Raw genomic sequence first — 17792 nt, 5'->3', positions numbered from 1 at the left:
TTTGGATTGCCGCTTTCTTCGGAATTTCCCAAGAGTCCCTAAAAAAAACGGATGAAGCAGTAACCCCTCCATCCGTTAATTTTTTTAAGTATTTACTTTATTTCTGAACAATTTTTAAAAACGAAGCAATTTTGGATTTCATTTGGCGACGGTCAACAATGAAGTCTAAAAAGCCGTGTTCCAATACAAATTCAGCACTCTGAAAACCTTTAGGAAGATCCTTTTTAATGGTTTCTTTAATTACACGCGGTCCGGCAAAGCCAATCATCGCTCCAGGTTCCGAGATATTAATGTCACCCAGCATTGCATATGAGGCTGTAACGCCACCTGTAGTAGGATCCGTTAATAACGAAATATAAGGGATTTTAGCTTCAGCTAATAATGCCAGTTTAGCTGATGTTTTGGCCATTTGCATTAACGAGAAAGCAGCCTCCATCATACGGGCCCCACCTGATTTAGAAATCATCAGGAATGGAATTTTGTTCTTTAATGAGTAATCGATAGAGCGGGCTATTTTTTCTCCCACAACTGAACCCATTGAACCGCCGATAAAATCAAAGTCCATACAAGCAATAACCAAGTCTTGTCCTTCAATTTTACCAACACCGGCACGAATCGCGTCTTTTAGGCCAGTTTTGGCCATGGTTTCAATAATTCGATCAGTGTATTTCTTACTGTCTACAAAGTGTAACGGGTCACCGGAAGTAAGGTTGGAGAATAACTCAGTAAACTGGTTATCATCAAATAAAATCTCAAAATATTCTTTAGAGCCTATACGGATGTGGTAGCCGCAATGGTGGCAAACATACTTGTTTTCTACCTGCTCTGAATTATGCAAAACTTTTTTGCAAGAAGGACATTTATTCCAAAGACCATCCGGGGTTTCCTTTTTTTCTTCGGTTTTGGTTGTGATACCTTCTTTTGCACGTTTAAACCAACTCATGATTTGTTATGTAATGTGTTTGTTTTAGTTGTTAATCAGTTTTTTATATAAAGTTAAACAATGGAAACTAATCCGGTGTATAGCTACAATAAAAAGGGCTGCAAAATAGTAAAAATCTGTAACTCGTCGGCATATAGTTCTTAATTTAATCTTAGGTTCTCACTACCAATGGTTAGTAATTGTCAAATTCGTAAAAAATCGATTGAAAAACGGTTTTAATAACTATATTTAGCCACTCAATTTAAAAAATCTTCTATTAAAACTAATCTCGTATGTCAGATCAGACTCAAACAGCTATTTCAAAGGGCGTTTTGCACGGAGATGCAGTGCAGGAATTATTCGAATTAGCAAAGCAACATCAATTTGCATTACCAGCTGTGAATACTATTGGAACCAATACTATTAATGCGGTAATGGAAGCTGCTAAAGCGGTTAACTCTCCGGTTATTATTCAGCTTTCAAATGGTGGTGCTCAGTTTTATGCTGGTAAATCATTAAATAATGATAATCTGCAGGCCTGTATTGCCGGTGCTGTTTCTGCTGCACAACACGTACACTTACTGGCTGAAATGTATGGAGTTTCTGTTATTCTTCATACAGACCATGCTGCTAAAAAATTATTGACTTGGATTGATGGTATGCTAGAAGCAGGCGAAAAGTTTTATGCTCAGCATGGCAAACCTTTATTCTCGTCGCACATGATTGACTTGTCAGAAGAGCCATTGCATGAGAATATTGAAATCTGCAAAACTTACCTTGAGCGTATGAGCAAAATGGGTATGACTTTAGAGATTGAACTTGGAGTTACAGGTGGTGAAGAAGATGGTGTTGACAACTCTGATGTGGATAGCTCAAAATTATATACTCAACCTGAAGAAGTTGATTACGCTTATACCGAGTTAAGTAAAATCAGCCACCGCTTTACTATTGCAGCTGCTTTTGGTAATGTTCACGGTGTGTATAAGCCAGGTAATGTTAAATTATCTCCGATTATTCTCAAAAACTCACAAGAGTATATCAAGAAACAACATAATTTATCAGCTGAGAAACCGGTTAACTTCGTATTTCATGGTGGTTCAGGTTCTTCTCAAGAAGAAATTCGTGAGGCAATCTCTTACGGAGCTATCAAAATGAACATTGATACAGACTTACAATGGGCATATTGGGAAGGTGTTTTAGGTTTCTATAACGATAAAAAAGACTATTTGCAAGGTCAAATTGGTAACCCTACAGGTGAAGATGCTCCTAACAAGAAATACTATGATCCACGTGTTTGGTTGCGTAAAGGCGAAGAAACATTTGTTAAGCGCTTAATTCAGGCATTTGAAGATTTGAATGCAAAAGATGTACACAGTAGAGTTTAAGCTATATTGTTGAAACTAAATAAAAAACAAAAGCTTTCCGGCATCGGAAAGCTTTTGTTGCTTTTAGGGTTTAGCCGAGGGATATAATGTTCAAATTTTCTATTTTTAATCCATGATAACTGTTAAACATGTCCATGCACGAACCGATTTAGAAGAGGTTTTTAAAATCAGGAGAAAGGTTTTTGTAGAAGAGCAGGGTGTTCCTGCTGATTTGGAGTATGATGAGCATGATGATGAGGGAGCTGCTCATTATCTGGCCGAGATGGATGGAAAGCCTGTTGGAGCCGCACGCTGGCGAGAAACTGAAAAAGGATTTAAATTGGAGCGTTTCGCTGTGCTTAAAGAATTTAGAGGCAAAGGAATAGGAGTTGAGTTGGTGAAAAATGTTCTAAATGATATTCCTGTAAGCGACAAAGAAATTTACTTAAACTCTCAGCTCAAAGCGGTAGAGTTTTATGAACGACTAGGTTTTCATAAAGTTGGAAATATATTTGTTGAGGCGGGAATTGAACATTTTCAAATGCAGTTAAAACGATGATAGGTTAGCTAATCAACATCTTATGAAAAAAAAACTTTCGTTTATTCTTGGGTTCATTCACTTGATCTCATTTTCTTATGCTCAACAAGTTGATATTTCAGGAGACTGGTTTGGAGGTGTCGATGTAGGTGTATTCTTACGGATCAGCTTTCATATAACTAAAACTGAAAACGGCTTAAAAGCCACTATGGATAGCCCTGATCAAAAAGCTTTCGGCATTCCAGTTGACGAGGTAACTGTTTTAGGAGATTCTATTAGGTTGAAAATTAATAGGATAAATTTCAGTTACCATGGTTCTTTTAATCCCTCTCAACAAACAATTCAAGGAAAATTCTCTCAAAACCTATTAACCAAAGAGATGAATTTAAGCAGAAAAGAGCTTGCACCACGTGTTGATGTGAAGCATTTTCAAGAGCCTAAGCCACCATTTGCTTATTATACGGAAGATATAGGTTTTGATAACACAATTGATAATATAAGGCTTTCCGGAACATTTACCCGGCCTAAAGCTGAAGGTAAATACCCCACAGTTGTATTGATTTCAGGCTCAGGACCTCAAGACCGAGATGAAACTATTTCTGGTCATAAACTATTTTTAGTTATTGCAGATTATTTGACCAACCAGGGGTTTGCTGTTTTACGTTTTGACGATCGGGGATTTGGTCAATCTACCGGTTCATTCGCCAACTCTTCATTATATAACTTTGCAGATGATGTAAGGAGTGCTATTGAGTACTTGAAAAAACGATCAGATGTAAATGTAAAACAAATTGGCTTGGTTGGACATAGTGAAGGAGGTTATATTGCTCCGTTGATTGCCTCTACTAATAAAGATGTTGCTTATTTGGTACTTTTGGCTGCTCCAGGAACTAAGGGAGAACAGGTTTTACTTGAGCAATCAGCATTGTTAATGAGAGCCAATAATGCACCTCAAAACAGAATTGATCTGGAACTGGAAACAATTGAAAGATGTGCTTCTATCATCAAGGAAGCAGACAAGAATCAAGAATATGAGTTGAAAAAAGAGTTTGACAACTACTTTACGAAACTTAGTCAGTTGGAATCATTAGGGAATCTGAATAAAGATGCTTTTATAGCCAGTAGAATAAATATATGGATGGCACCATGGTTTGTTAATTTCCTGAAATTTGATCCTACCCCTTATCTCATTAAAATAAAATGCCCCGTTTTGGCTTTAAATGGCACTAAAGATTTGCAGGTTCCTTATCAATCAAATCTCTCCGCCTTGAAATCTGCTCTTGATAGAGCAGGAAACAAACGTTGCACATTTGCTGCTATGGAAGGTTTGAATCATTTATTTCAGACAGCAAATAAGGGAACTGTTGATGAATACCAATCCAGTGCTGAAACGTTTTCTCCTAAAGCCCTTCAACTTATTGGTGATTGGTTGAAACAACATATTAATGAGCATTAAGCTTAGTATGATAAGTCAATAATTAGTAGGGTGGTTTTGTGTTGAAATGATTGTTATTTGAATTCTTTTGTTTTTTCATCTCATATTCCAACTTGCAATGCTCAAATCTATACCTCATGCTTGATTTTAGATTAAAAGTGTTTTATACCGTTGCAAAGCAAGCCGGTTTTACCCGTGCTGCTCGAGAACTATATATTTCGCAGCCGGCTATAACCAAACATATTAAGGAGCTTGAATCGACAATGGATGTCCGCCTGTTTGAACGCAGTGGTTCCAAAATATTTTTAACCCAAACAGGAAAAGTGCTTTTTTCTTACATTGAAAAGGTGATTGAGTTAAATCGTGAGTTGGAATATGAGTTGGGGCTGTTGAAGGAAAAAGTGAGCGGGCAAATCCGTCTGGGGGCGAGTACTACAGTGGCGCAATATGTTTTGCCTGCGGCTTTAGCAGTATATCATGAGCGCTTTCCTGAAGTAAAAATTCAATTGTTGACAAACAATACGCAAGCCATTGAAGAAATGCTATTGAGGGGTGAGATAGATATGGGTTTGGTAGAAGGGAAAAGCCATCGAAATGACTTGCAATACAAAACCTTTATGGCCGACGAGTTGGTGTTAGTGGCTCATCAAAACAACAAAAAAGCTTTTGCTAAAGAGATTTCCCTTGCAGAATTAAGAAACTTTGATTTAGTGATGCGAGAGCCCGGTTCGGGAACCTCCGAAGTTATAGAAGCGGCTTTACAGGAAAAAGGCGTTAAATTTTCAGACTTGAAGATTGTAATGCAATTGGGAAGTCCCGAAAGTATAAAATCATTTCTTGAACATTCATCCTGTTTAGCTTTCCTTTCTAAACTCATAGTGAAACGTGATTTAGAAAACGGTATGTTTCAGGTTATACCTGTAAAAGATTTAGCCATAATCAGAAGTTTTGATGTTGTGCTTCCATTGGGGAAGTCAACTAAAATTATTGAGCGTTTTTATCGGTTTTTGTTAGACTTCTATAACTTCAGGTAATGGTTTATAGTAATTAGTGATTTGATTGACAGATCTTGCAGAGGTAGTTTTGTAAGGTTGTAAAATCAATCATCAGTTATGTCGACAGGGACTTCTCTTCATAAAATAGCTTTTATCTTTTTGGCCTTATTCAGTTTTTTGCCAGGTATTGATTCTGCTGTAGCATTATTATTGGGTGTTGTGGTAGTTAACATCTTTGGAAATCCTTTTGTAAATCATACTTCCGGTTTAATGCATCAATTGTTGAAATATTCGATAATAGGGATGGGGTTTGGAGTAAATTTTCAGGAGGCTTTAAAAATTGGAGAGGAGGGTCTTGAGTTAACAGTATTGTCAATTTTACTCACCATCATTTTAGGTTTGGCACTGGGGCGACTGTTCCGTACAGAAAAGAAAACCTCATTAATGATTTCAAGTGGAACAGCTATTTGCGGTGGAAGTGCTATTGCTGCTATTTCTCCGGTTATTGAAGCCAATCCCAAACAAATTTCAGTCGCATTGGGAGTCGTTTTTCTGCTTAATTGCGTGGCTTTATTTGTTTTTCCTGCAATTGGGCATTATTTCGGGCTTTCGCAGAGGCAGTTTGGTTTATGGGCAGCCATTGCCATTCATGATACCAGTTCGGTGGTTGGAGCGGCGGCCAACTATGGCTCTGAAGCCTTGCAGATAGCCACAACGGTAAAACTTTGCCGGGCATTGTGGATCATTCCAGTATCGCTGATTTTTGCATTCAGGTTTAGAGGTGATGTTAAAAAGATCTCCGTGCCTTACTTTATTTTTGGTTATGTAATGGCAATGATTATCAGTACGTATGTTCCACAAATTCATCAACTTTCTACAGGAATTACCGGTCTTGCCAAATCAGGTTTTTCTCTTTCTTTATTTTTGGTGGGCACAGGATTGTCAAAGTCAGCACTAAAACAAGTAGGTATTAAGCCTTTATTGCAGGGACTGTTTACATGGGTATTTATTTCGGCTATAGCATTAATTTACTGCATCAATTGGTAATAGGATGTAAAGTCGCCGGTGTCTTTGAGGCTTTGCCTGAAAGTTTTTATGCAATTGTAATCTCCTTATTCAAGTAAATATCCTGCACTGCATTTAGAAGCTCAATGCCTTCTTTCATGGGACGTTGAAATGCTTTTCGTCCCATTATGAGTCCCTGTCCAGCTGCTCGTTTATTAATTACAGCAGTAGTTACGGCCTCTGTCATATCGCTAGCACCTTTTGATTCCCCGCCCGAATTTATAAGCCCAATACGGCCAGCATAGCAATTTAACACCTGATAGCGACATAAATCTATCGGGTGGTCTGAACTTAAATCAGAATACATTTTGGGATTACTTTTAGAAAAGTTTATGGCAGTAAAACCTCCGTTGTTTTCAGGTAACTTTTGTTTAATGATATCAGCCTGAATAGTTACGCCTAAATGATTGGCTTGTGAAGTAATATCTGCTGCAACATGATAGTCAATGCCATCTTTTTTAAAAGCATTGTTACGTGCATAGCACCAAAGGACAGTTGCCATGCCCAGCTCATGTGCACGTTCAAAGGCTGCTGCTATTTCAATAATTTGTCGAGATGATTCCTCGGAGCCAAAATAAATAGTGGCACCAACGGCCACAGCCCCCATGTTCCAGGCATCTTCAACACTTCCAAATAATATTTGATCAAACTTATTAGGGTAGGTAAGTAGCTCGTTGTGATTTATTTTTACTAAAAACGGAATTTTGTGGGCATATTTTCTCGAGACAGCTGCTAAAACACCAAATGTAGAGGCTACAGCATTACAACCACTTTCAATGGCCAGTTTCACAATGTTTTCCGGGTCGAAATAAATAGGATTTGGGGCAAAAGAAGCTCCTGCCGTATGTTCTATGCCTTGGTCAACAGGTAATATGGATAAATAACCTGAATTTCCAAGCCTTCCATGTCCATAGAGGGCTTGCAGGCTTCCTAAAACTTGGTTAGTGCGATTACTTCCAGCAAACATTCGATCAACAAAATCAGCCCCCGGTAGGTGTAAACCCTCTTTGCTTACCTTGGCTTTATACGTTAATAGTGATTCGGCTTTATCGCCTAACACTTGAGAGATGTTTTGGAGAGACATACTGAAAATTGATTGGTATTTTAAGATAAATAAAATTCTTGCTTAAAACCAGAGTGGGATTAAGTTTTTAATTCTAGCGTATTAACTTAATACGTTTAGCTAGTTTAAATAACTCAAAAGGTACTATTGATAGAGCCCCGATAATTGCACAATGGCTAAACTGATCTATAGTTGGTTGCTCAAAGTAGAATAGTTGGAGTAAAAAAGGTTGTGTGATTAACAGGTAAAGTGCAATTAACGTTATTGCGATAATTAATGGAAAAAACCTGTTCTTATAACGAAATGTATAAAGAAATGAGTAGTAAAACGAGCGGTTGGCTAGAGTTAAAAATATATTGGAAGTGATTAATGTACTGAAAACAAGTGTACGTGTCAGGTTTTCAGTGTAATTGTTTTGAAGAGCGAAGTGATAAATATAAAAACAGCCAGTAGTAATTACCAAACCCTGAAAAATACTGATGCTTAATTCGTGAAGAGTAAGAAACGTATCTGTCATTTTTCGAGGAGGTTGCAACATCAGGTTCTTTTCGATCGGTTCGTTTTCATAGATAATAGAACAGGTAGGCCCCATTACCAATTCCATAAAAATCACATGTATGGGACTAAAGATATTCGGGAATTTCCAACCCAGGAATAAGGGCAGTGCAACCGTTAAGATAATGGGAATATGAATGGAAATTATATACTGAATTGCTTTTTTTAGATTGCTGTATATTTTTCGACCCATAGCGACAGCATCAACCATTTTTCCTAAATCATCGTCTGATAAAATTAACGCAGATGCTTTTTTTGCAATTTCAGTTCCCCTTTGACCCATAGCAATTCCAATGTGAGCCGCTTTTAAGGCCGGTCCGTCATTTACCCCATCACCAGTCATGGCTACAATTTCATTGTTTGCTTTGAGCGCGTTAATGATGCGTAGTTTTGCCTCCGGAAACATTCTGCTAAACAGATTGGTGGTTTTAATGCGTTCAGATAATTCCACGTCGGTTAATTGCATGAGCTCCTTGCCGTTTATGGAGTTTTCTATGCCTTTGAAATTCACTAATCGAGCAATTGCGCCGGTTGTTTCCGAATTATCTCCCGTGATAATTTTTACGTTGATACCAGCCTTGTAAAAACTGTCAAATGTTTGCATGATATTGGCTTTAGGAGGGTCAAAGAAAGCTACCAATCCAATAAATTTAAATTGAAATGATTGTTGGATTTCAGGGAAATCGTCACCTATAAAAATGGTTTCAGCTACAGCCAAAACTCGATAACCTTGCGCTGAAAGTCCTCTTGAAATTCGAAGTATTTCTTTGATTGCAGTTTCCGAAAGTTCGCATGATGGTAAAACTCCTTCAACAGCACCTTTGGTTGCAACAATGCGTTCTTGTAAGGAGTTTTCAAAAATATGTGTCATCATCGGTGGTGTACCTGAAAGAGGATATTCATGATACATTTTGAAATCCTTTCGCAAATCTCTTGATGTTAATTTTTGGTAAGCAGAATGCAACGACTTTTCCATTGGGTCAAATGGAATGGGTTCGCTTGCCCACATTGCTGTTGTAATTATAGTTAAGGCTTCAGTTTGATGGAATTGTTCCGGTAACAGCACTTGTTTTGTTTTGGGACAGTACACCCGTGCTAGTTCCATGCGATTTTCAGTAATAGTACCCGTTTTATCTGTACAAATTACAGTTGATGAACCCAGCGTTTCAATGGTTTGGGTTTGCTTAACCACAATCCCCAAATTCATTAATCGCCAGGCGCCAAGGGCCATAAATGTGGTAAAAGCAACAGGGATTTCTTCAGGTAAAATAGACATGGCAAGTGTGAGGCCTTTTAATAAACTCTGCAGTAAACTTAAACCTTCAAAATAATTGACAATACAAATGAGTAAAAACACAATTATGCCTACAATAGCCATTTTTTTTACAAAAGTGGTTATTTGAGCTTGCAGGGGAGTGATTTCGGGTTTAATATCTTCTATGGATTGGCCAATTTTATCCAACTGTGTTTGACTTCCAATTGCTGTAATCCGCACAATAGCAAGCCCAGAGGAAACGGTAGTACCTTTGTAGACTTCATTGTTTCCTTCCTCTGCATTCTTTTGAACGGGAAATGATTCTCCGGTAATTATGGACTCGTTAACAGAAAAGTCGTTAGAGTGAATTATGGTGCCATCGGCTGCAATACTATTACCCTCATCAATTATCAATAAATCACTAATAACTAATTCCTCTATTTCAACTTCATGTTTTTTGCCATTTCGTAATACGGTTGCTTTTGATGAGGTGAGTTTTCTTAATGCTGCTAACGCGTTACTACTTTTATAGTCCTGATGGATTGAAATGGCTGCCACTAAAACTATAGCAATAAGTAAAAAAAAGCCCTCCTGCTTTTGATTCAAAATGAAATAAATAAATGAGGAGGCGACCAGAAATAGAAACATGGGTTCACTGGCAGCTTTCTTTAATGCATGTATTAATCCGGATGTTTCTTTTTTATGGTCAACAATGTTTCTACCATATTTTGCTCTTGAGGCTAAAACTTCTTCATTATTTAATCCTTGTTGGGTAATAGGCAGTGCTTGAATCCGATCCATGACTCTGTTGATTGTTACCTCGTTTAAATTTTTACTACTGTTAGTACTAACAGTTCAATTGCGTTAAATTTGCGGCCTCGTAGTGTTAATATAATGAAAAAAAATATCCTTCTGATGTGTAGTCTTTTGATTAAGAGTCAATTGTTTGCTTATGAAGTAACTGGCTTACCGTGTAGTCATATTAATGAAAAGGAATCCAATTTTTAAGTACTCAGTAAAGAACTCCTTTTCATGCACAAATCCATAAAGTATTTTCCCGGTTTAAGCGCACTTCGTTTTTTTGCAGCCTATTTGGTGTTGATGCATCATACAGAAACCATTCGTAAGAAAAATGGCTTGTTTAATTTAGAAGAGCTTTCACTTTTTAAAAACGGGAGTACGGCTGTTTCTTTTTTCTTCGTTTTAAGCGGATTCTTAATCAGCTATTTATTGCTGAAAGAAGATAAGGAACATGGTGACATTAGCGTCAGGGGTTTTTATTGGCGGCGAGTGGTGCGTATTTGGCCACTTTATTTTTTGTTGGTAATAATTGGTTTGTTACTTGTTCCGTTAGCCCTAAATATCATTGGGTTTAATTATGATATGCCATACACGATAGCTCAAACATGGTGGATGTACCTGTTGTTTCTGCCATTTTCGGTTAATATACTATTCGGAAGTAGTTTGTTGGAGCCATTGTGGTCAATAGGGGTGGAGGAGTGGTTTTACATTATTTGGGCGCCATTAATGAAGTTTTTCAGACATCATATGTTAAGACTGTTCTGGTTAATTATTTTTATTAAAACTGTATTGATTGTTGGGTTTAAATTTGTTGATATTGTGCCCGGCTCTGCTCTGGACAATATTTATCAGATAATTGATACCTTAAAGTTTGAGGCTATGGCAATTGGTGGAATAGGTGCATATTATGTGTTTTATGGTGATAAACCTTTTGCTAACTGGAAAATTTTTACACCTTCTATCCAATTGTTAGGTTTTGTATTAATAACATGGCGATTAGCATTTCATTGGGAATTGGTAAAGGCCGGTGGGCTTTTAGGACAATTATCTGACCTATTGTTCAACACTCCAGTTCTTTCAAATCTTATTCTATATCTGTTGTTTTTGTGGTTGATTCTAAATATTTCATTGAACCCAAAATCTTGGATAAAATTGGATATCAAATGGTTAAACTCTTTAGGCGATATTTCGTACGGTATTTATATGTACCAGATGCTGGTGATTTTTGGAGTTATTTTACTATTTAAGAATACATTGCATAGTCTAGCACCTTTCATCTCTACCTTGATTTTTTATGGTTTGATAACCGCAGGAGTATTGGCAATATCGTATGCCTCCAAGTTTTGGTTTGAAGACAAGTTTCTTAAGCTTAAAGGTAAAGTAAAGTAATTTATGAAGAAACTATTCAGCTTCTTTGAGCATGCGCTACTTTTTCAATATAATTACCAATAACATAACCGGCAGCTCCTCCTACAAGTGCTCCAATTATAATACTCATCCAATTAGAATCGTATACCAAAAATCCTATTGAGGCTCCCATAAGCCCAATAAAAGCGGTAAAAAACAACGCAGTATTATTGTGGCTGCGCTTGTCTTTTTTAGGATTTGCGGATAAGCTTGTTTGCTGTTGATGATTTCGGTGTGGGTGGTAACCGTGGTGTTTATTTCGAGTGCGACTTTGAGGCATAGTGTCAATTATATAGTTAAACAAATCAATTTTATAAATTATACCATCATAATTTACTAATTATGAATGATTTAAACCTAGTTCAGGCTTAAGTTTACTTTATAATGTGTATGGTATTGAATAGCTTATTCTTGTACTAAAATAGAGAGTAGTCGCATTCTGGCATTTTGAAAAAATCCTTTGTTTGGGCTAATGCAACCTGCTCATCAAAATCAGCACAGGTGTAAATTATCAGTGAAAGAAACTTATGTCCTGACCAAATTGCAATATAGATGCCAGAATCGATCAATGGGACAAAGGCATCGTATCCCTGGTTTTCTATTTTTCCGAGCCCGCCCGTTGAATGAATAATTGGATCTCCGTATGTACTAAGGTGGAGACTTGCCGTAATGAAATGAAAGAAGTCGGCTAGTGTATTTTCTTCAACAGTAATGCTAAAGAACCCTTCTATTAGCATTCGTTTCCTAAAGATTTGGGGGGCAAGATTTTTCATACTTTAATTTAATGAAAAATTCGGCTCGCAAACTCCATGGCGTCTTGCCATGTGTTTAAATCTAGCCCTAAATCAATGTTTTTTTTCTGAAAGAAGGAAATTATGCTTTCTGTGGCAATATTTCCTGTAAGCTCATCTTTTGCCATTGGACAGCCTCCGTAACCTTTCAATGCCGAGTCAAATCGGTAGCAACCGGATTGCCATGCGGCTTCAATTTTTTCAAGCTGAGTATTGGGGGTTGAGTGCAAGTGCACACCAAATTCAAGTTCAGGATGATTGTTACGTAAACTACTGAACAAATAAGAAATGGTATCAGGGGTAGAAACACCAATGGTATCAGACAAGGCCATTGTTTTAATTCCTATACTGTTTAAACGATCAGCCCAATATGAAACAATGTCTGAATTCCATTCATCTCCATAAGGATTTCCAAACCCCATTGAAAGGTAAACTACCAACTCTTTTCCATTTTTCATACAAAGAGACTGTATTTGTGCAAGTGTATCGAACGACTCTGCAATAGTGCTGTTCGTATTTCTTCTTTGGAACGTTTCTGAGACAGAGAATGGAAAACCGAGGTAATGTATCTCCTCAAACTGCACGGCGTCTTCTGCGCCTCTTAAATTGGCCGTTATTGCCAAAAGCTTAGATGGGGTAGAAGTAAGGTCGAGAAGTTTCAATACCTCCTTTGTATCCTGCATTTGCGGAATAGCCTTTGGTGAAACAAAACTGCCAAAATCAATAGTGTCAAAACCTACTTTTAATAGTTTATTGATGTATTCGGCTTTCAAAGCTGTAGGAATAAATTCAGAAATTCCTTGCATTGCATCACGAGGACATTCGATGAGTTTTAGCTTCATAGATTTTTATTGTTGTCAATAGACCATGTCTCCATGGTACGGATCGTACCGTGTTGACCACTGGCCTAGCAAACATTGAACGTTTAAACTTCGACTGGATCTAATTTTTTATCTGCTTCCCTTTCAAAACGACGGATAATTAAGCGAGTGCCACGGTCATAACTGAAATAGCTCCAAACCCAATTAACAAATACTACCACACGGTTTCTGAAACCTACTAAGGTCATTAAATGTACAAACATCCAAACAAACCAGGCAAAAGTCCCCTGAAAGCGAACAAATCCCATATCAACTACAGCTCGATTGCGTCCAACAGTAGCCATTGATCCCTTGTCAAAATAGTTGAAAGGTTCCATCGGGATATCATTTATTTTTTGAACCAAGTTTTTTGCCAACAATTGTCCCTGTTGTATCGCTGCAGGAGCAACACCAGGGTGCCCTTTAGGGTAATCATCTGTAATCATTGCAGCCACATCGCCAATGGCAAAGATGTTATCATAACCCTCAATCTGATTAAAGGTGTTTACTTTAAAGCGATTTCCGGGTACAATTACGTTATTATTAATACCGGGAAGGGTGACTCCTTTAACTCCAGCCGACCAAATAACTATTTTACTGTTCAGTTCTTTACCACTCGAAAGTTTTATTACATTTCCATCATATCCCAATACTCGCTCTTTAGTTCGTACGCTAACTCCCATTTGCTTTAGGAACTTTTCTGATTTAGCTGAAGCTTGTTCCGACATTGCTCCTAATAAACGATCTCCGCCCTCAATCAAATTGATTTGCATACGACGAATGTCCAATTCAGGATAATCATGCGGAAGTACATGGTTTTTAAGTTCGGCAAGTGCTCCGGCTGTTTCGACTCCGGTTGGTCCGCCGCCGATCACTACAAAATTCATATAGGCTTCCTGCTCATTAAGGCTATCAGTAAGCAGGGCACTCTCTAAATTCTGCAATACCATACTTCGCATGTCCAATGCTTCAGGTATGGTTTTCATAGGCATAGTATGAGACTCCAATTCTTTGCTGCCAAAATAATTTGAGTCTGAACCAGTTGCAATAACCAAATAATCATATTGGATATTTCCAATATTGGTAACTAATACATTTTGTTCTGCTTCAACTTTTAGCGCCTCGGCAACACGAAATACAAAGTTCTTTTGGTTTTTGAAAATCTTCCTTAAAGGATGGGCAATGGAATCGGGCTCTAAACCTCCGGTTGCTACCTGATATAATAGAGGTTGAAAAGTATGATAATTATGACGATCAATCATTATTACCTGCACCTCTTTGTTTTTTAGTTTTTTAGCAACTTGTATGCCGCCAAATCCACCACCGATTATGACTACTCTGGGAAAGTTTGTTTGGGGAATATCAACTGACATAGTTATAGTGTTTGTTCAATATTAATAAAAACTATTGACACAGAATTATGTTTTGTTCTGTTTCGTAATTATTAATAATAATAACCACTATAAAGGAATAAAAAAAAAGCGCAAACCATTCGATTTGCGCTTTAAACTACATTAAGTAGTAATTATTGTTTTTTATCGTCTTTACGGATAAAGTCAACTACAATAGGAGTAGCAACGAACAATGATGAGTAAGTTCCTACAACGATACCCACTAGTAACGCGAATGAGAAACCGCGTAATACAGCGCCACCGAAGATGAATAACACGATCAATACCAACATGGTACATAAACCGGTTACTACAGTACGGTTAAGGGTGCTGTTTAGGGCACTATTAATTACCTGACCCATGGTTTCGTTTTTACTGTGGTGTAAGCCTAAGTACTCACGTATACGGTCGAATACTACCACGGTATCGTTCATTGAATAACCCATAATGGTTAGGATTGCAGCAACAAATGTTTGGTCAACATCTAACGAGAATGGTAACAAACCGTTAAAGATTGAGTAAACCGCAATAATGATCAACACGTCGTGGAAAAGGGCTACAGTAGCACCAACACCAAACTGCCATTTGCGGAAACGGATCAAAATGTAGATGTAGATAATGATCAGCGCCAGCGCAATTGAATAGAATGCTGATTTCTTAATATCGCTTGCAATGGTAGGACCTACTTTACGTGAGTCCATGATTTGCGCCTTGTTATTATCCATCTTCGCTAAACCTGTTTTTAGTTTAGCTTCAATTTCTTTATCAATTGTTTCTGATTGATTATCGATTTGATAAGCAGTAGTGATACGAACTTGTGAAGAGCTACCGAATGTTTTTACCTCTGGAGCTTCACCATCAAATACTGGAGTTAATGCCTTTCGAACATCACCTACTTTTACATCTTTATCAAAACGAACGGTATAAGTACGTCCACCTTGGAAATCAACACCTAAACTTAATCCACGCGTAACTAATGAAACCGCTCCAGCAAGGATGATAGCACCAGAAATGTAGTAGAAAATCTTACGCTTAGAAACGAAATCAAAATCCGTGTCTTTAAACCAATTTTTAGAAAACTCATTGGTAAACTTAATCACTTTGTTTTTGGCCAACTGCGCTTCAAAAATCAAACGGGTAATAAAGATTGCTGAGAATAATGAAGTGAAAATACCGATTACCAATGTGGTAGCGAAACCTTGGATCAATCCTGATGAGAATACATAAAGGATGATACCTAATAATAAGATGGTTACGTTCGCATCAATAATTGCTGAGTAAGCGTGTTTGAAACCATCTGTAATGGCCATACGTAAGCTCTTACCATGATCAAGTTCCTCTTTGATACGCTCATAGATCAATACGTTAGCATCTACTGCCATACCAATGTTCAGAACGATACCGGCAATACCTGGCAATGTTAATACCGCGCCAAATGATGCCAATACCCCAATCATGAAGAATAAGTTCACGATTAAAGCAAGATCGGCAGAAAGACCTGCTTTATTATAATAAATCGCCATGAAAATAAATACGACGATTAGACCCGCTAAACACGATACTAAACCGGCGTTGATAGCTTCCTGACCTAAAGTAGGACCTACGGTTGCTTCTTCAACGATTTTAGCAGGAGCAGGTAATTTACCCGCTTTTAAGATATTTGCTAAGTCTTGAGTTTCTTCAACTTTGAAGTTACCTGAAATTGAAGAGATACCACCTGAAATTTCATTTTGTACACTAGGAGCTGAATAAACTGCATCATCTAAAACAATCGCCACAGCACGATTATTTGCAGCAGCAGCTTCGGCAGTAATTCTTCTCCACTCTTTAGCACCATCAGCGTTCATAATCATCACAACTTCAGGTTTGCCATCCTGGCTGTAATCTGCACGAGCTGTTGAAATTACATTACCTGCCAAAGCAGCTTTACCTTCGCGGCCTGATGCTTTTAAAGCATTAAGGGCAAAAATATTTTTGTCGTTAATTGCCTTTACGCTCCATGCAAATTTGATATTTGCTGGAAAATTTGCTCTAACGGCAGGAGTTGCTAAGTATTGGTTGATTTTTGCAGTGTCTTTTAATGCTGCATAACCGATAACTGATCCTGGAGCTAATGATTGCTGTCCGTTTTGAGCTTGGTAAGTATTCGGAATTAATACAGCGAATAATGGATTTTGTTTAGCCATTAACGCTTGAGCGGCCGAACTGTCTTTTTTACCTGGCTCAGATTTAATTTTATTTAAAAGCGCTAGATCACCTTTTTTCTGAGTTGTATCAGCACCTTTTGTAGTAGAATCTGTTTTAGCTCCGGTTTTTTCAGTTAAAGCTTCTTGAGATGCTAAAGCTTTGTTACCAGCTTCTAAAGCGCCAAATACCTCACGGTTATCGTAGGTCTCCCAGAACTCAAGCTTAGCCGAACCTTGTAAAAGTTTACGAACACGTTCTTTATCATCAACACCTGGTAATTCGATTAGAATACGGCTGCCACCAATTTTTTGAATATTTGGCTGGGTTACTCCAAATTTATCGATACGGGTACGAAGAATCTCAAATGAACGATTGAATGCGCTTTCTGACTCGGTCTTTAATACTTTAATTACATCAGCATTTGAAGTATTATAATCGATACGGCCTTTATTTTCAGCTGTAGCGAAAATCGAGGCTAATTTACCATTAGGGGCTACTTCGTTATAGGCCTTATCAAAAAGCTCAACAAAATCTTTAGAACCACCTTTAATTGAACGTTGTTTAGCTAATTCAAGAGCTTGATTGAAAGCAGCATCAGTGCTGTTTCCGGCCATTGAACGGATAATGTCAACCATGGAAACTTCCATTGTAACGTTCATACCGCCTTTTAGGTCAAGACCCAGGTTTAACTGTTTCTCTTTACATTCCCTGTAGGTAAACTTTGCTATACCCAGGTTAAAAACCGGTTCGGTAGCAATCGAATCCAAATAATAACTCTCTTTGGCAGCGTTGCCGTTGGCATATTCCTTTGCCTTTTTCTCCACTTGGCTTGTTACCACGGTAAATGAAATGTGGTATAGGCAAGCAAGCGCCAGTGCAATAGCCACAAACCTGATGACACCTTTTCCTTGCATAATGCGGTTAATTTTAATTAAAGCGTTGTTTCTTTAGTTTTCTTGGTTTTTTACGAAGTCGCAAATCTAAATAAATTTTGAATCTACGCAAGTTTATCTTACATATTATGTGGTTTGTACTTATAAATAATAAGCAAAGTCCATGCTTTTTATTTATGTTGTAGTAGCTTTTATTTAGTTAATTAATTTATATTAATAAGATATAATAAATTGTAAATCAGTATTTTATTATTTTTTTTATTAAAAAAA

Annotated in this window: 14 protein-coding genes; 6 read left to right on the top strand and 8 right to left on the bottom strand. The window is 37.5% G+C overall.

The window, feature by feature from the left end; all coding sequences use genetic code 11:
* Window positions 1-97 precede the first annotated feature (97 nt).
* A complete protein-coding gene (accD, locus tag L2B55_RS12870; protein ID WP_237846344.1) occupies window positions 98-943 on the bottom strand; it encodes an acetyl-CoA carboxylase, carboxyltransferase subunit beta in 846 nt (281 codons plus the stop codon).
* Between the two features lie 272 nt (window positions 944-1215).
* Here accD and fbaA point away from each other — a divergent pair, with 272 nt between their 5' ends.
* The 5 genes from fbaA (at window position 1216) to L2B55_RS12845 (ending at window position 6301) form a co-directional block, all read left to right on the top strand.
* The gene (gene fbaA / locus L2B55_RS12865; RefSeq protein ID WP_237846341.1) at window positions 1216-2307 is read left to right on the top strand and encodes a class II fructose-bisphosphate aldolase; all 1092 of its coding nucleotides are present in this window, start codon (window positions 1216-1218) and stop codon (window positions 2305-2307) included.
* Between the two features lie 112 nt (window positions 2308-2419).
* Window positions 2420-2845, top strand: a complete 426-nt coding sequence (locus tag L2B55_RS12860; RefSeq protein ID WP_237846338.1) for a GNAT family N-acetyltransferase — start codon at window positions 2420-2422, stop codon at window positions 2843-2845.
* A 22-nt stretch (window positions 2846-2867) separates the two neighbouring features.
* Window positions 2868-4280, top strand: coding sequence for an alpha/beta hydrolase family protein (locus L2B55_RS12855; RefSeq protein ID WP_237846337.1), 1413 nt, complete (start codon window positions 2868-2870; stop codon window positions 4278-4280).
* A 116-nt stretch (window positions 4281-4396) separates the two neighbouring features.
* A complete protein-coding gene (locus L2B55_RS12850) occupies window positions 4397-5293 on the top strand; it encodes a LysR family transcriptional regulator (protein WP_237846336.1) in 897 nt (298 codons plus the stop codon).
* A gap of 78 nt (window positions 5294-5371) precedes the next feature.
* A complete protein-coding gene (locus tag L2B55_RS12845) occupies window positions 5372-6301 on the top strand; it encodes a YeiH family protein (protein WP_237846334.1) in 930 nt (309 codons plus the stop codon).
* A gap of 46 nt (window positions 6302-6347) precedes the next feature.
* Here L2B55_RS12845 and L2B55_RS12840 read toward each other — a convergent pair whose 3' ends face one another.
* Window positions 6348-7403, bottom strand: coding sequence for a class I fructose-bisphosphate aldolase (locus tag L2B55_RS12840; protein WP_237846332.1), 1056 nt, complete (start codon window positions 7401-7403; stop codon window positions 6348-6350).
* 73 nt (window positions 7404-7476) lie between these two features.
* The gene (locus L2B55_RS12835) at window positions 7477-9993 is read right to left on the bottom strand and encodes a cation-translocating P-type ATPase (protein ID WP_237846329.1); all 2517 of its coding nucleotides are present in this window, start codon (window positions 9991-9993) and stop codon (window positions 7477-7479) included.
* Window positions 9994-10224: 231 nt separating this feature from the next.
* On the opposite strand from L2B55_RS12835, the gene L2B55_RS12830 reads away from it, so the two are divergent.
* On the top strand, window positions 10225-11382 hold the full coding sequence (locus L2B55_RS12830; RefSeq protein WP_237846327.1) for an acyltransferase family protein: 1158 nt from the start codon (window positions 10225-10227) through the stop codon (window positions 11380-11382).
* Between the two features lie 16 nt (window positions 11383-11398).
* On the opposite strand, the gene L2B55_RS12825 is transcribed toward L2B55_RS12830, so the two are convergent.
* The 5 genes from L2B55_RS12825 to secDF all read right to left on the bottom strand — a co-directional run bounded on the left by L2B55_RS12825 (window position 11399) and on the right by secDF (window position 17543).
* Entirely contained in the window at window positions 11399-11680 is a 282-nt protein-coding gene (locus L2B55_RS12825; RefSeq protein WP_237846325.1) for a glycine zipper domain-containing protein, read from the bottom strand.
* 136 nt (window positions 11681-11816) lie between these two features.
* Window positions 11817-12173 (bottom strand): hypothetical protein, encoded by a 357-nt coding sequence (locus tag L2B55_RS12820; RefSeq protein WP_237846323.1) that lies wholly within the window; start codon window positions 12171-12173, stop codon window positions 11817-11819.
* Window positions 12174-12181: 8 nt separating this feature from the next.
* Window positions 12182-13033, bottom strand: a complete 852-nt coding sequence (locus L2B55_RS12815) for a hydroxymethylglutaryl-CoA lyase (protein ID WP_237846321.1) — start codon at window positions 13031-13033, stop codon at window positions 12182-12184.
* Window positions 13034-13116: 83 nt separating this feature from the next.
* Window positions 13117-14424 (bottom strand): NAD(P)/FAD-dependent oxidoreductase, encoded by a 1308-nt coding sequence (locus tag L2B55_RS12810; protein ID WP_237846319.1) that lies wholly within the window; start codon window positions 14422-14424, stop codon window positions 13117-13119.
* 152 nt (window positions 14425-14576) lie between these two features.
* Window positions 14577-17543, bottom strand: a complete 2967-nt coding sequence (gene secDF / locus L2B55_RS12805) for a protein translocase subunit SecDF (protein WP_237846317.1) — start codon at window positions 17541-17543, stop codon at window positions 14577-14579.
* Window positions 17544-17792: the final 249 nt, after the last annotated feature.

Origin of the sequence: Solitalea lacus (assembly GCF_022014595.1) — a bacterium.
GTDB classification, from domain to species: Bacteria; Bacteroidota; Bacteroidia; order Sphingobacteriales; family Sphingobacteriaceae; genus Solitalea; species Solitalea lacus.
Note: the sequence above shows the minus strand (reverse complement) of the source record. Positions and strands in the feature narration are given on the sequence as shown.

Coding starts and splice junctions, on each gene's coding strand:
- fbaA (WP_237846341.1), top strand. CDS start 1,216: ATGTCAGATCAGACTCAAACAGCTATTTCAAAGGGCGTTTTGCACGGA.
- L2B55_RS12860 (WP_237846338.1), top strand. CDS start 2,420: ATGATAACTGTTAAACATGTCCATGCACGAACCGATTTAGAAGAGGTT.
- L2B55_RS12840 (WP_237846332.1), bottom strand. CDS start 7,403: ATGTCTCTCCAAAACATCTCTCAAGTGTTAGGCGATAAAGCCGAATCA.
- L2B55_RS12845 (WP_237846334.1), top strand. CDS start 5,372: ATGTCGACAGGGACTTCTCTTCATAAAATAGCTTTTATCTTTTTGGCC.
- L2B55_RS12850 (WP_237846336.1), top strand. CDS start 4,397: ATGCTTGATTTTAGATTAAAAGTGTTTTATACCGTTGCAAAGCAAGCC.
- secDF (WP_237846317.1), bottom strand. CDS start 17,543: ATGCAAGGAAAAGGTGTCATCAGGTTTGTGGCTATTGCACTGGCGCTT.
- L2B55_RS12815 (WP_237846321.1), bottom strand. CDS start 13,033: ATGAAGCTAAAACTCATCGAATGTCCTCGTGATGCAATGCAAGGAATT.
- accD (WP_237846344.1), bottom strand. CDS start 943: ATGAGTTGGTTTAAACGTGCAAAAGAAGGTATCACAACCAAAACCGAA.
- L2B55_RS12855 (WP_237846337.1), top strand. CDS start 2,868: ATGAAAAAAAAACTTTCGTTTATTCTTGGGTTCATTCACTTGATCTCA.
- L2B55_RS12830 (WP_237846327.1), top strand. CDS start 10,225: ATGCACAAATCCATAAAGTATTTTCCCGGTTTAAGCGCACTTCGTTTT.
- L2B55_RS12820 (WP_237846323.1), bottom strand. CDS start 12,173: ATGAAAAATCTTGCCCCCCAAATCTTTAGGAAACGAATGCTAATAGAA.
- L2B55_RS12835 (WP_237846329.1), bottom strand. CDS start 9,993: ATGGATCGGATTCAAGCACTGCCTATTACCCAACAAGGATTAAATAAT.
- L2B55_RS12810 (WP_237846319.1), bottom strand. CDS start 14,424: ATGTCAGTTGATATTCCCCAAACAAACTTTCCCAGAGTAGTCATAATC.
- L2B55_RS12825 (WP_237846325.1), bottom strand. CDS start 11,680: ATGCCTCAAAGTCGCACTCGAAATAAACACCACGGTTACCACCCACAC.